At 64.5% G+C, this 13,527-nt stretch carries 7 protein-coding genes; 6 read left to right on the top strand and 1 reads right to left on the bottom strand.

What is annotated here, in order from left to right; genetic code table 11:
* Positions 1–655, bottom strand: a 655-nt coding sequence (locus EN884_RS06980) for an amidohydrolase family protein (protein ID WP_164894939.1), incomplete at its 3' end; no start/stop codon positions are given.
* A gap of 98 nt (positions 656–753) precedes the next feature.
* Here EN884_RS06980 and hutI point away from each other — a divergent pair.
* From hutI to EN884_RS06950, 6 genes are all read left to right on the top strand, one after another.
* Positions 754–1,989, top strand: a complete 1,236-nt coding sequence (hutI, locus tag EN884_RS06975) for an imidazolonepropionase (RefSeq protein WP_063167743.1) — start codon at positions 754–756, stop codon at positions 1,987–1,989.
* A complete protein-coding gene (gene hutH / locus EN884_RS06970) occupies positions 1,986–3,527 on the top strand; it encodes a histidine ammonia-lyase (protein ID WP_027162456.1) in 1,542 nt (513 codons plus the stop codon). Before hutI ends, hutH begins: the two co-directional genes overlap by 4 nt.
* Complete coding sequence (gene hutG, locus EN884_RS06965) at positions 3,527–4,345, top strand: N-formylglutamate deformylase (RefSeq protein WP_063167744.1); 819 nt, start codon at positions 3,527–3,529, stop codon at positions 4,343–4,345. The genes hutH and hutG overlap by 1 nt, the downstream gene beginning before the upstream one ends.
* A gap of 26 nt (positions 4,346–4,371) precedes the next feature.
* Positions 4,372–6,042 (top strand): urocanate hydratase, encoded by a 1,671-nt coding sequence (gene hutU, locus EN884_RS06960; protein WP_128360509.1) that lies wholly within the window; start codon positions 4,372–4,374, stop codon positions 6,040–6,042.
* Positions 6,043–6,127: 85 nt separating this feature from the next.
* Complete coding sequence (locus EN884_RS06955; RefSeq protein WP_013532299.1) at positions 6,128–6,715, top strand: HutD family protein; 588 nt, start codon at positions 6,128–6,130, stop codon at positions 6,713–6,715.
* Positions 6,716–6,981: 266 nt separating this feature from the next.
* A partial coding sequence (locus EN884_RS06950; protein WP_128360508.1) for a glucoamylase family protein occupies positions 6,982–13,527 on the top strand: 6,546 nt, incomplete at its 3' end.

Raw genomic sequence — 13,527 nt, 5'->3', positions numbered from 1 at the left:
CGTCAATCAGTTCTTCCGGTGTCGCGGCGCGAAGGCTGTGCGGAGCGACGCCGACAACAGCCTGATCCAACGCGCGAACCGATTCGCGGCATTTCTCAACAAGCCGCGAGAATCGATTCACATCGTTGATGAATCGCCGCTGGCCTTCGTTTGGTGCGGCACCGCCGAAAGACGAGTGCGCATAAAACACCGGCAAAAGCGTCAGGCCGATGCCTGCCTCGCCGGCCGCGGCCGCAATGCGCTCGGCCATCTCGGCGAGGTTGGCGTAGGGTTTTCCATCGCGGTCGTGATGCAGATAGTGAAATTCGCCGACGCGGGAAAAACCGGCCTCCAGCATCTCGACATAGAGTTGTGCGGCAACCGCCTCGACCTGATCGGGCGTCATCGACAGGGCGAAACGGTACATCACCTCGCGCCAGCTCCAGAAACTGTCGGCGGAGGGGCCGCGAAGCTCGGCAAGGCCGGCCATGCCGCGCTGGAAGGCGTGGCTGTGCAAATTGGGCATGCCGGGCAACAGGATCGCGTGACGTTCGTCGCCGGCTGCCGCAGCAGCGCCAGGCTGAACGGCTGTGATGCGTCCCTCGGCCAGGGTAAGCCGCACATTTTCGCGCCAGCCATCGGGAAGGAGCGCCTGTTCCGCAAAGATCGCTGCCACTTTTCTCTCCGGTTCTCTGTGTCTCATGCGATGAAGGCACTTGCAGTGCGTTTCAATATGTATATACATAATCGTCATCGATTGAAACGGAAAAGATGATGGCTGCAAAGAGCAAAAGCCGGGCAGGGGATCTTCGTCTGTGGCGCAATGCGCGGCTGACGACAATGGCCGACGGGTCTGCCGGACTTGGCGTCGTCGAACATGGCGCGGTCGCTGCGCGTGACGGCCGCATTGTTTATGCCGGCCCCGAGTCGGAGCTGCCCCCGACACTTGCCCAGGGCGCCGAGACGGTTGATTGCGAGGGCCGCTGGATCACACCCGGCCTGATCGACTGCCACACCCATCTGGTCCATGCCGGCAACCGCGCCAACGAATTCGAGATGCGGCTGGCCGGCGCCACTTATGAAGAGGTCGCCCGGGCTGGTGGCGGCATAGTCTCCTCGGTCAAGTCGCTGCGCGCCGCCAGCGAGAGCGAACTGGTCACCCAATCACTGCCACGCCTCGATGCGCTGATTGCCGAGGGCGTAACCACCGTGGAGGTAAAATCAGGCTACGGCCTGGACCTCGAAAACGAGAAGAAGTCGCTGCGTGCCGCACGGCGGCTGGGCAACCAGCGGCCGGTGACGATCCGCACGACCTTCCTCGGCGCCCACGCGCTGCCGCCGGAAGCCAAGGGTGACAAGGACGCCTTTATCGATCTGGTCGCCAAGGAAATTCTCCCGGCGGTTGCCGCCGAGGGGCTGGCCGATGCCGTCGACGGTTTCTGCGAGGGCATCGCCTTTTCGCCGGAACAGATGGCGCGCGTCTTCGATGCTGCAAAGGCGGCCGGCCTGCCGGTCAAGCTTCATGCCGACCAACTGTCCAATTTGCATGGCGCCGAACTCGCCGCCCGTTACGGTGCGCTGTCGGCCGACCATCTCGAATACACCGATGAGGCAGGTGCAGCGGCGATGGCCAAGGCCGGAACCGTGGCGACGATCCTGCCCGGCGCCTACTATTTCATTCGCGAAACCAAGAAGCCGCCGATCGGCTTGTTTCGCCAGCACGGCGTCAGGATGGCTGTCGCCACCGACAACAATCCCGGCACTTCGCCGCTGACCTCACTGCTTCTGACCATGAACATGGCCGCGACCCTGTTCGGCCTGACCGTCGATGAATGCATTGCCGGCGTCACCCGGGAGGCGGCCCGCGCGCTTGGTTTGCTGGGAGAAACCGGCACGCTGGAAGCCGGAAAATCCGCCGACCTGGCGATCTGGAACATCGAGCGCCCCGCCGAACTCGTCTACCGCATGGGCTTCAACCCGCTGCATGCCCGCATCTGGAGAGGACAATGACCGAACTGACCCTGAAACCCGGCAATGCGACGCTGGCCGACTGGCGCGCCATCTATCGTGGCGCCGTGCCCAAGCTGGACGATGCCTGCCGGCCGAAAATCAAGGCGAGCGCCGAGGCCGTCGCTAGGATAGTCGCCAAGGGCGAGCCGGTCTATGGCATCAACACCGGCTTCGGCAAACTGGCCAGCGTCCGCATCCCGGCCGAGGATCTCGAGACCTTGCAGCGCAACATCGTCCTGTCGCACGCCGCCGGCGTCGGCGAGCCGATGCCGGTTGCCGTTTGCCGGCTGATGATGGCGCTGAAGCTCGCCAGCCTGGCGCAGGGCGCGTCGGGTGTGCGGCCGCAAACCATCGAGTTGCTGGAAGCGATGCTGGCCAACGACGTCATCCCGGTGGTGCCGGCGCAAGGTTCGGTCGGCGCCTCCGGCGACCTTGCCCCGCTATCGCACATGACGGCGGTGATGATCGGCGTCGGCGAATGTTTTACCCCACATGGCCGTTTCCCGGCCAAGGTCGCCTTCGTCTCGCATGGCCTGGAACCGGTGACACTGGGCGCCAAGGAGGGCCTGGCGCTGCTCAACGGCACCCAGTTTTCGACCGCCTATGCGCTGGCCGCCTTGTTCGAGGCCGAAGTGCTCTACCAATCGGCGCTGGTCGCCGGTGCCCTGTCGACCGACGCGGCAAAAGGCTCCGACGCACCCTTTGATCCGCGCATCCATGTGCTGAGAAAGCATCCCGGGCAGGTCGAGACGGCCGACGCCCTGCGCAATCTGATGGCCGGCAGCGCCATCCGTGAATCGCACCGGGTTGGCGACGAACGCGTGCAGGATCCCTATTGCCTGCGCTGCCAGCCGCAGGTGATGGGCGCGGCACTCACCGTGCTGCGCCAGGCGGCCGACACGCTGGGCACCGAAGCCAACGGCGTCACCGACAATCCGCTGATCTTCGCCGAGGATGACACCGCGCTTTCCGGCGGCAATTTCCACGCCGAGCCGGTGGCCTTCGCCGCCGACATGATCGCGCTCGCCGTCTGCGAGATCGGCTCGCTGTCGGAGCGCCGCATCGCCATGCTTGTCGATCCGGCACTTTCCGGCATGCCGGCCTTCCTGACGCCCAAGCCCGGCCTGAACTCCGGCTTCATGATCCCGCAGGTGACGGCGGCGGCGCTCGTTTCCGAAAACAAGCAGAAAGCCTATCCGGCATCAGTCGATTCGATCCCCACCTCGGCCAATCAGGAGGACCATGTTTCGATGGCCGCGCACGGCGCGCGCCGGCTGATCGGCATGGTCGAGAACGCCACCGCGGTGATCGGCATCGAACTGCTGGCCGCGGCCCAAGGCTGCGATTTCCACGCGCCGCTGGCCTCGAGCGACGCCCTGGAGGCGGTGCGCAGGCTGGTGCGGGCCGAAGTGCCGCATCTCGACAATGACCGCCATTTCCACCCCGATATGGAAAAAGCCATCGCCATGGTGCGCAGCGGTGCGGCCATCGAGGCCGCCGGCGGTGTGGCTCTGCCGTCGATTTCCGGAGCGGTGTGATGGCAAGCGCGCCCTGGCTGACGGTCACGCCCGGCACAGCCCCGTTGCTGGTGTCGATACCACACGCCGGCATCGACCTCGCCGGCCTTGAGAATCGGCTGGTCTCGCCCTGGCTCGGCCGCCGCGACTGCGATTGGTGGATCGATAATCTCTATGACTTTGCCGCCGGCCTCGGGGCGACGGTGGTGCACACCGCGATCTCGCGCACCGTCATCGACGTCAACCGCGATCCCTCCGGCGCCTCGCTTTACCCCGGCCAGGCGACGACGGGCCTTTGCCCGACCGAGACCTTCGATGGCGATCCGCTCTATCGCGAGGGCGAAGAACCGGGGCCGTCGGAGATCGACGAGCGTCGCGAGGAATTCTTCGTGCCGTACCATGCCGCCTTGCAGGCCGAGATCGGCCGGTTGCGCGGGCTACACGAAAAGATCGTGCTCTATGACTGCCACTCGATCCGTTCAGTGCTGCCGCGCCTGTTCGAAGGCACGCTGCCGGTTTTCAATCTCGGCACCAATGACGGCAGGAGCGCCGATCCGACGCTGCAGGCGATGGTCGGCCAGATCATGGCCGAAACCGGTGAAACCTTTGTCATCAACGGCCGCTTCAAGGGCGGCTGGATCACACGCCATTTCGGCCAGCCGCAACAAGGCGTGCACGCACTGCAGATGGAACTCTCCAACCGCATCTATATGCGCGAGCCCGATGGCAAGGGCACGCCGGACAATTGGCCGGTGCCCTATGACGCCGAGTTCGCAGCACCGATCCGCGCCACCCTGCGGAAAATCCTCGAGACCGCGACATCCTGGGCGCGTGTCTGACATCAGGTCCTTTATGGAGTGACGCCATGAACAATCCTCGCCACAACATCCGCGAAGTCCGCAGCCCGCGCGGCACCGAAATCAGCGCGCGCTCCTGGCTGACGGAAGCGCCGCTGCGCATGCTGATGAACAATCTCGACCCGGATGTTGCTGAAAATCCCAACGAACTGGTCGTCTATGGCGGCATCGGCCGGGCGGCGCGCACCTGGAATGATTTCGACCGCATCGTCGCCTCCTTGAGGACGCTGGCCGATGACGAGACTTTGCTGGTCCAGTCGGGCAAGCCGGTCGGCGTCTTCCGCACCCATCCGGACGCCCCGCGTGTGCTGATCGCCAACTCCAATTTGGTGCCGCACTGGGCGAATTGGGAAAAGTTCAACGAGCTCGATAAGAAGGGCCTCATGATGTACGGCCAGATGACGGCCGGCTCGTGGATCTACATCGGCACGCAAGGCATCGTGCAGGGCACCTACGAGACCTTCGTCGAGGCCGGTCGCCAGCACTACGGCGGCAATCTCAAGGGAAAATGGATCCTGACCGGCGGTCTCGGCGGCATGGGTGGCGCCCAGCCGCTCGCCGCCGTCATGGCCGGCGCCTGCTGTCTCGCCATCGAATGTAACCCGGACTCGATCGATTTTCGCCTGCGCACCCGCTACGTCGACGAGCGCGCCGAGACGCTCGACGAGGCGCTGGAAAAGATCGAACGCTGGACCAAGGCCGGCGAGGCGAAGTCGGTCGGCCTGCTTGGCAATACGGCCGAGATCGTCCCGGAGATGTTCAGGCGTGGCATTCGCCCCGATATGGTCACCGACCAGACCTCGGCGCATGATCCCATCAACGGCTATCTGCCGAAGGGCTGGACGATGGCCGAGTGGCGCGAGAAGCGCGTCAGCGACCCCAAGGCGGTCGAGAAGGCGGCCCGCGCTTCCATGCGCGAACATGTCGAGGCGATGGTGGCGTTCTGGAACGCCGGCGTGCCAACGCTCGACTATGGCAACAACATCCGCCAGGTGGCCAAGGAGGAGGGGTTCGAGAACGCCTTTGCCTTCCCCGGCTTCGTGCCGGCCTATATCCGTCCGCTGTTCTGCCGCGGCATCGGCCCCTTCCGCTGGGCAGCTCTGTCGGGCGATCCGGAAGACATCTACAAGACCGACGCCAAGGTGCGCGAACTGACGCCCGGCAACACCCATCTGCACAACTGGCTCGACATGGCACGCGAGCGCATCGCCTTCCAGGGCCTGCCGGCGCGCATCTGCTGGGTCGGCCTTGGCGACCGGCATCGGCTCGGCCTCGCCTTCAATGAAATGGTGGCCAAGGGTGAGTTGAAGGCGCCTGTCGTCATCGGTCGCGATCACCTCGATTCCGGCTCGGTCGCCTCGCCGAACCGCGAAACGGAATCGATGAAGGACGGATCGGACGCGGTATCCGACTGGCCGCTGCTCAACGCATTGCTCAACACGGCGTCCGGCGCCACCTGGGTGTCGCTGCACCATGGCGGCGGCGTCGGCATGGGTTTCTCGCAGCACGCCGGCATGGTCATCGTCGCCGACGGCATGCGCGAAGCCGCCAGGCGCCTGGAGCGGGTGTTGTGGAACGACCCGGCGACCGGTGTCATGCGCCACGCCGATGCCGGCTACGAAATCGCCGTCGAATGCGCCAAGGAGCACCAGCTCAACCTGCCCGGCATTCTCGGGTGAGAAACGTCCGGCCGCAGGCAGGCGAAAAGCCGCGGAATCGGCTTTTCGAGTTTCGAACGCCCGTAGCCATAGCGGAGGGCTAGGCATGCGCATCCTGCGGGCAGCCGAATACCGGTCGATGCCGTGGAAGAACGGCGGCGGCGTGACGACGGAAATCGCCGTCTCGCCGCCCGGTGCCGGGCTAAACGATTTCGACTGGCGCGTGTCGATGGCGCGTGTCGAATCGAGCGGTCCGTTCTCGCAATTCGCCGGCATCGATCGCACCCTTGCCGTGCTCGAAGGCGAGGGCATCGTCCTCGAGATTGCCGGCTACCCGCCGAGATCTATAAACAGGACGACCGCCCTGTTTTCTTTCCCGGCCGACGTGCAGACCTCGGCCGCGCTGATCGGCGGACCGATCACCGATCTCAATGTCATGACCCGCCGTAGCCGGATGACGCATTCGGTCGAACGCCTGGTGATTTCGGCCCCCGTGGAAATCCGGACTGAAGCCGGCACAACGCTCATCCTGTGCTTGGACGGCGACATCAGTGTGCCCGCCGCTGAACCGGTTCGCCTCGGGCCGCTCGACACGCTGCTGTCCGGGCCGGTCAGCACCGGCCTGCTTGTCCAACCCGCCCATGAGGCAACGCTGTACGTGATCCGGATCCGCGCCATCGCCGGCAACGATTAACGCTTGTTTCCAAACATGATCGCGGTACCGGCGAAATATAGCGTAAGCTGCTGGCGGCATCACGAAAAAGCCTGAATCCTCTCCGCCGATCTGGCTGGCGGGAAGTGGGGTGCTTGTCTTTGAGTTTTGCTGAGAGACGACGCCCTGTCGTGGTGCGGAAACAAACTTTCGGCAAGTGGGGTTTATGCAACCAATTGCATTTGAACCGGTTTTAGGGCCATTGCCGTGGCGGTGACGCCGCTCAGTGCCCGCTTACGGAATTTTCAATGAATATTCAGACGAATCCTGCCCAAATCGAGAAGACAAGCGCGAGCTTCCCGGCCATCACCGAAGAGCCGATCCGCTCCAATTACCTGCCCGAAGAGCGCCTTCGGCTGCTCGGTGAAAGCCTGGCGAAAGGCGACCTCACAGATCTGTTCGGGCTGACGCCCTTCGATTTTCAGGCCCGTATCCGCGACAGCGCCAAGAAGATTTTGGAAGTCTACCGGTCGACCAATGCGGCGCAGGCGAGGGGCGAGACGATCACGCCGGCGGCACAATGGCTGCTCGACAACAATTACCTGGTCGAAGAGACCATTTTCCAGGTCAAGCGCGACCTGCCGCGCCGCTTCTATCGCCAGCTGCCGACCTTGAAACTGCCTGACGGCGGCAGCGTGCCGCGCGCGCTGGCGCTGGCCTGGACCTATGTCGCACATTCGGACAGTTCCGTTTCGGCGACGATGTTCAAGTCCATCGTCCAGGGTTTTCAGTCGGTCGAGCCGCTGAAGATCGGCGAACTCTGGGCGCTGCCTTCGCTGTTGCGCTTCGTGCTGATCGAAAATCTGCGCCGGCTGGCGGTCAGGGTCAATCGAACCCGTCAGATGCGTCAGATCGCCAACGATGTGGCAGACAAGGTCCTGGCCACCGACGACAGCGCCGACCGGCAGTCGATCCTGTCCAATTTCAGCGCACACGCACAGGACACCACCTTCGCCACCCAGCTGCTCTATCGCCTGCGCGATGGCTCGCAGAATGCCGGCAAGGCTCTGGAATGGCTGGAAGGCGAGCTCGAAAAGACCGGCTCCGATGCCGAGGAAATCATCATTTCCGAACATCACACGTTGTCCAGCGGCAATGTGACGACGGGCAACATCATTCGTGGCCTGCGCCTCATCAACGACGTCGATTGGACCGTGTGGTTCGAAGGCGTCAGCCGCATCGACACCGTGCTGCGCGAGCGTACCGATTTCGCCGCGCTCGACTTCTTCTCGCGCGACCAGTACCGGACCGCGATCGAGGAATTGGCGCGCCGCTCGAACCTTTCGGAATATCGCGTCGCCGAGAAGGCCATCGAGCTGGCCGGCCACGCCGCCAGCGATGGCGACGGCGACGTCGTTTTAACCGGGTCCGCCCACACCGATGTCGGCTTCTTTCTCGTCGGCCCACGCCGGATCGAGCTGGAGAAGGCGATCGGCTATCGACCCACCATCAGCCAGACAGTCAAGCGTGCCTTCCGCAAGACCGGCTGGCTCGGCATCGTCGTACCGGTGTTTGCGCTGACGGCGCTGCTTCTCGTCCTCTCAGGCAACGCGCTTGCCAATCTCGGCCTGTCGGTGCCCTCGATCGTCCTCATGCTGGCGCTTTTTGCCGTGCCGGCCAGCGAGGGCGCGCTCGCCTTCTTCAACACGGTCGTTTCGCTGTTCCTGAAACCGACGCGCCTCGTCGGCTACGATTACCGGCACGGCGTGCCGCCCGAGGCGCGCACGCTGGTGGTGGTTCCGTCGCTGATCGGCTCGCGCGACGATGTCGAGGAAAACATCCGCAATATCGAGGTGCATCATCTCGCCAACACGGCCGATGAAATCCATTTCGCGCTGCTGTCGGACTGGCCGGACTCGAAGACCGAGATCGATGCTGCCGACACCGAAATCCTCGAATTCGCGCGTGCCGAGATCGCTCGTCTCAACGCACGCTATCCCTCCGAAGGCGCGCCGCGCTTCTATATCCTGCACCGGCGCCGGCTCTTCAATGCGGCGCAAGGGTCGTGGATGGGCTGGGAGCGCAAGCGCGGCAAGCTGCATGAACTCGACCTTCTGCTGCGCGGCGACAGCGACACCACGTTCCTGCCGCTCGACGTGCCGCTGCCGGAGAACGTCGTCCACGTGATGACGCTCGATGCCGACACGCGCACCACCCGTGACGCGGTCGCCACCCTCGTAGGCAAGCTCTGCCACCCGCTCAACCGGCCGCATTTCGATGCCAGCAAGCGCGTCGTCACCGCCGGCTACGCGATCCTGCAGCCGCGCATCACCGCGTCGCTGACATCAGGCGATGATGCGTCGTTCTTCCAGCGGGTGTTCTCGGCCAATCGCGGCCTCGACCCTTATGTCTTTGCCGTGTCAGATCTCTATCAGGACGTTTTCGGCGACGGGTCCTTCACCGGCAAGGGCCTCTATCACGTCGACGCCTTCGAGGCCGCCCTGCAGGGCCGCATCGAGGAAAACACCATCCTCAGCCACGATCTGCTGGAAGGCGCGCTGGCGCGCTCGGCGCTGGTCACCGACGTCGAACTGGTCGAGGACTATCCGACCCGCTACTCGGTCGACGCCTCGCGCCACCATCGCTGGGCACGCGGCGACTGGCAGTTGCTCGGCTTCATGCTCGATCCGCGCTCCGGCGTGCCGGCGCTGTCGCGCTGGAAGATGATCGACAATCTGCGCCGCTCGCTGACGCCGATCTTCTGGGTGATGGCGGCGATTGCCGGCTGGACGCTGCTGCCCTTCACGCAGGCCGCGCAATGGCAGGCCCTGCTGATCCTCAGCCTGTTCATGGCGCCGACATTCGACATCGTCAACGCCATCCTGCCCAAGAGCGGCGACCAGACGCCACGCGGCCATTTCTCGGCCCTGGCACGCGACGTCGCCTTCGGCACCGCCATGGTGGCGCTGAAGATCGTCCTGATGGCGCACAACGCCTGGATGATGGGCGATGCCATCGTGCGCACGCTCTATCGGTTGTTCGTCAGCCGCCAGAACCTTTTGGAATGGCGCACCGCCTCGCAGGCGCACAAGGCGGGCGACAACGATGTCGGTTCCTATTACGGCATGATGTATGGCGCCGTGATCATCGGCTTCGTCGGCCTTGCCATTCCGGTGCTGGCCGATTCGACCGGCGCCTTCGTTGCCTTCTTCTTCGCGCTGTTCTGGATTGGCTCGCCCGCCATCGCCAGCTGGATCAGCCGTTCGGCTGAAACCGAGGATCGCTTGCGCATATCGCAGGCCGATATCCATACGTTGCGCACGGTGGCGCGGCGCACATGGCATTATTTCGAAAGCTTCGTGACGGCAGAGCATCACCATCTGCCGCCCGACAATTTCCAGGAAAGCCCGGCACCGGTGGTGGCGCCTCGTACTTCGCCGACCAATATCGGCGTCTACCTGCTGTCCGTCGTTTCCGCCCGCGACTTCGGATGGATCAGCCTGTCCGACGCCATCACCCGCATCGACGCCACCATGGCCACGATCGAGGGCATGCCGCGTGAGCGCGGTCACCTCTTCAACTGGTACGACACCACGACACTGAAGCCGCTCTATCCGCTCTACATCTCGGCTGTCGACAGCGGCAATCTCGCCGGCCATCTGGTGGCGGTGGCGGCGGCCTGCGCCGAATGGGCCGAGGCGCCCTCCGTGCACCTCCAGGGCGATTTCGAAGGCATTCTCGACACGGTCACCATCCTCAGCGAAAGCCTCGATGATCTGCCCGACGACCGCCGTCAGTTGCGCCCGCTGCGCCAGCGCCTCGCCGACCGTCTCGACGGCATGCGGCGCGCTGTCGACACCATCAAGGCGCAGCCCGAAATGGCGTCGATCCGCACCATCAACCTGGCCGTGCTGGCCGGCGAGATCCGCAAATTGGCCACCGCCATCCATACCGAGGCGGTGTCGCCCCAAAGCGACGTCATCGTCGACTGGGCGGCAAGGCTGGAAGCCACCTGCGAAGCGCACGTCCATGACGCGCACAGCGACGACAATGCCGTCGAGGCGCTGCGTGCCAAGCTGCTCACCTTACGCGAGCGCACCCGCCGCTATGCCTTCGAGATGGATTTCTCCTTCCTGATGCGGCCGGAGCGCAAGCTGCTGTCGATCGGCTACCGGGTCGAGGAACACCAGCTCGACGAAAGCTGCTACGACCTTCTGGCTTCCGAAGCACGGCTGACCAGCCTGTTCGCCATCGCCAAGGGCGATCTGCCGACCGAGCACTGGTTCAGGCTTGGCCGGCCGATCGTCGAAATCGGTTTCCAGGGCGCGCTGATGTCCTGGTCCGGCTCGATGTTCGAATATCTGATGCCGCCGCTGGTCATGAAGGAGCCGCAGGGCTCGATCCTCAACCAGACCAGCAAGCTGATCATCAAGCGCCAGATCCAGTATGGCCGCCAGAAGAACGTGCCGTGGGGCATTTCGGAGGCCGCCTACAATGCCCGCGACCGCGAACTGACCTATCAATATACCAATTTCGGCGTTCCAGGCCTCGGGCTGAAGCGCGGTCTTGGCCAGAACACGGTGATCGCGCCTTACGCCACCATACTGGCGGCCCAGTTCAATCCGCGTGAAGCCGTGCTGAATCTCGCCCGATTGCGGGAGATCGGGGCGCTCGGCCGCCACGGCTACTACGATGCCGTCGACTTCACGCCACAGCGCGTGCCGGAAGGCACGGACCATGTCGTCGTCCAGAATTATATGGCCCACCATTCGGGCATGTCGATCGCGGCGGTTGCCGACGCCATCTTCGAAGGTCGCATGCGCGACCGCTTCCACAGCGATCCGGTCATCGAATCGGCCGAACTCTTGCTGCAGGAGAGGGCGCCGCGCGACATCCCGACAGCGACCGTCAGGACCGAGGCCGACGAACGCTCCAAGGACGAGACCGAAGTCGACAGCCCCGACACCCGCATCGTGCTCAATCCGCTGCAGTCGCTGCGGTCGACCAACGTCATGTCGAACGGCCGCTATTCGGTGATGGTCAGCGCGACCGGCTCGGGCTACAGCCGCTGGGGCGATCTCTCCGTCACCCGCTGGCAGCCGGATCCGACCGAGGACCGGCTCGGCTCCTACATCTTCCTGCGTGACGCCGGCACCGGCGACTGGTGGTCGGCTACAGCCGAACCGAAGCGAGCCGCCGAGGAAAAGGCGCAGACCTTGTTCTCCGACGACAAGGCGAGCTTCGTCAAATCGGTGGGCACCTTGCGCTCCGAGGTCGAATGCATCGTCATCTCGGAAGGCAATGGCGAGGGCCGTCGGGTCACGCTCTACAATGACGGTCCGTCCGACCGTCACATCGAAGTGACCTCCTTTGCCGAGCTGGTGCTCGGCCTGGAGGCGTCCGACAACGCGCATCCGGCCTTCTCGAAGATGTTCGTGGAAACCGAAATCTCTGCGAACAACGCGGCGATCTTCGCCACGCGGCGCAAGCGCGAGACCAGCGAGCCCGATATCGCCATGGTGCATTTCGTCACCGATCCGTCCGGATCGGCGCGCGACGCCGAGGCCGAGACCGACAGGCGCGCCTTCATCGGCCGTGGCCGCACCATCGTCGACGCAGCCGCTTTCGACCCGGGCGCCAGGCTGGGCGGCCACTCAGGCTTTACGCTCGATCCCGTCGCCTCGCTGCGCCGCCAGGTGCGCGGGCCGGCAAACAAGAAGATATCGCTGACCTTCTGGACGTTTGTCGGCGCCGGCCGTGCCGAACTGGACGAAGCCATCGCCCGCCTCGACCATCCGGAGAGCTTTGCCCGCCAGGCCATGCTTGCCTGGACCCGCAGCCAGGTGCAGACCCGCCATATGGGCCTCAGCCTGACCGATGCCGCCAATGTGCAGAAGCTGGCGCGCTATCTGATCTATCCGGATCCGTTCCTGCGTCTTCCCGCCGAATCCATCGCCTCGGGGCTGGGCAAGCAGTCGAGCCTGTGGCCGACAAGCATTTCCGGCGATTTCCCGATCTTCCTGGTCAGGATCGGCGATGTCGCCGATCTCGAAATCGTCGCCCAGGCGCTGCGGTTCCAGGAATATATGCGCACCCGCGGCATGATGATCGACTTCGTCGTCGTCAACGAGCAGGCGTCCTCCTATGTCCAGGACCTGCAGCGGGCGGTCGAGACGCTGTGCGAAAACAGCCGTCTGCGCGGCAAGGAGCTCGGGCCGCGCCAGCACATTTTCGCGGTGCGCCGCGATCTTATGGACGAGACCACCTACAAGACGCTGCTCGCCGTCGCCCGCGTCGTCCTGCACACGCGCAACGGCACCATCTTCGACCAGATCGAGCGCGCCGAGGCGGCGGCCCTGCAGGCGCGGGATGCTCTGGCAACGTTGCCGATTCCGCGTGAATTGCCGTCGCCGACACCCACGACGCATACTCCTGCCTCGCAGGCGGTGGCCAATGTCAGCGCCGATGGCAGCGGACTCAGCCAATGGAACGGCTTTGGCGGTTTCGACGGCGACGGACGGCACTATGTCGTGCGCCTGGCCGGGCGGCGCACGACGCCGCAGCCGTGGATCAACGTCGTCTCCAACGCCTCGTTCGGGTTCCACACCTCCGCCGAGGGCGCAGCCTTCACCTGGAGCCGAAACAGCCGCGACTACCAATTGACGCCGTGGTCGAATGATCCGGTCTCGAACCGCCCGGGCGAGGGCCTCTATATCTACGATCAGGCCAGCGGCAAGGCATTCTCGCCGCTCGCCGCCATGGTGCGCGATCCCTCGATGACCTACGAGGCCTGGCACGGCCAGGGTTTCTCGACCTTCCGCTCGAAGCGCGGACCGTTGTCGATGGACCTTACC

The organism is Mesorhizobium sp. M7A.F.Ca.AU.001.01.1.1 (genome assembly GCF_004022735.1).
GTDB classification, from domain to species: Bacteria; Pseudomonadota; Alphaproteobacteria; order Rhizobiales; family Rhizobiaceae; genus Mesorhizobium; species Mesorhizobium ciceri.
This window is presented reverse-complemented; position numbering and strand designations above follow the sequence as displayed.

Bases quoted from the DNA above. Each gene is read 5' to 3' on its own strand.
- hutI (WP_063167743.1), top strand. From the start codon at position 754: ATGGCTGCAAAGAGCAAAAGCCGGGCAGGGGATCTTCGTCTGTGGCGC.
- hutH (WP_027162456.1), top strand. From the start codon at position 1,986: ATGACCGAACTGACCCTGAAACCCGGCAATGCGACGCTGGCCGACTGG.
- hutG (WP_063167744.1), top strand. From the start codon at position 3,527: ATGGCAAGCGCGCCCTGGCTGACGGTCACGCCCGGCACAGCCCCGTTG.
- hutU (WP_128360509.1), top strand. From the start codon at position 4,372: ATGAACAATCCTCGCCACAACATCCGCGAAGTCCGCAGCCCGCGCGGC.
- EN884_RS06955 (WP_013532299.1), top strand. From the start codon at position 6,128: ATGCGCATCCTGCGGGCAGCCGAATACCGGTCGATGCCGTGGAAGAAC.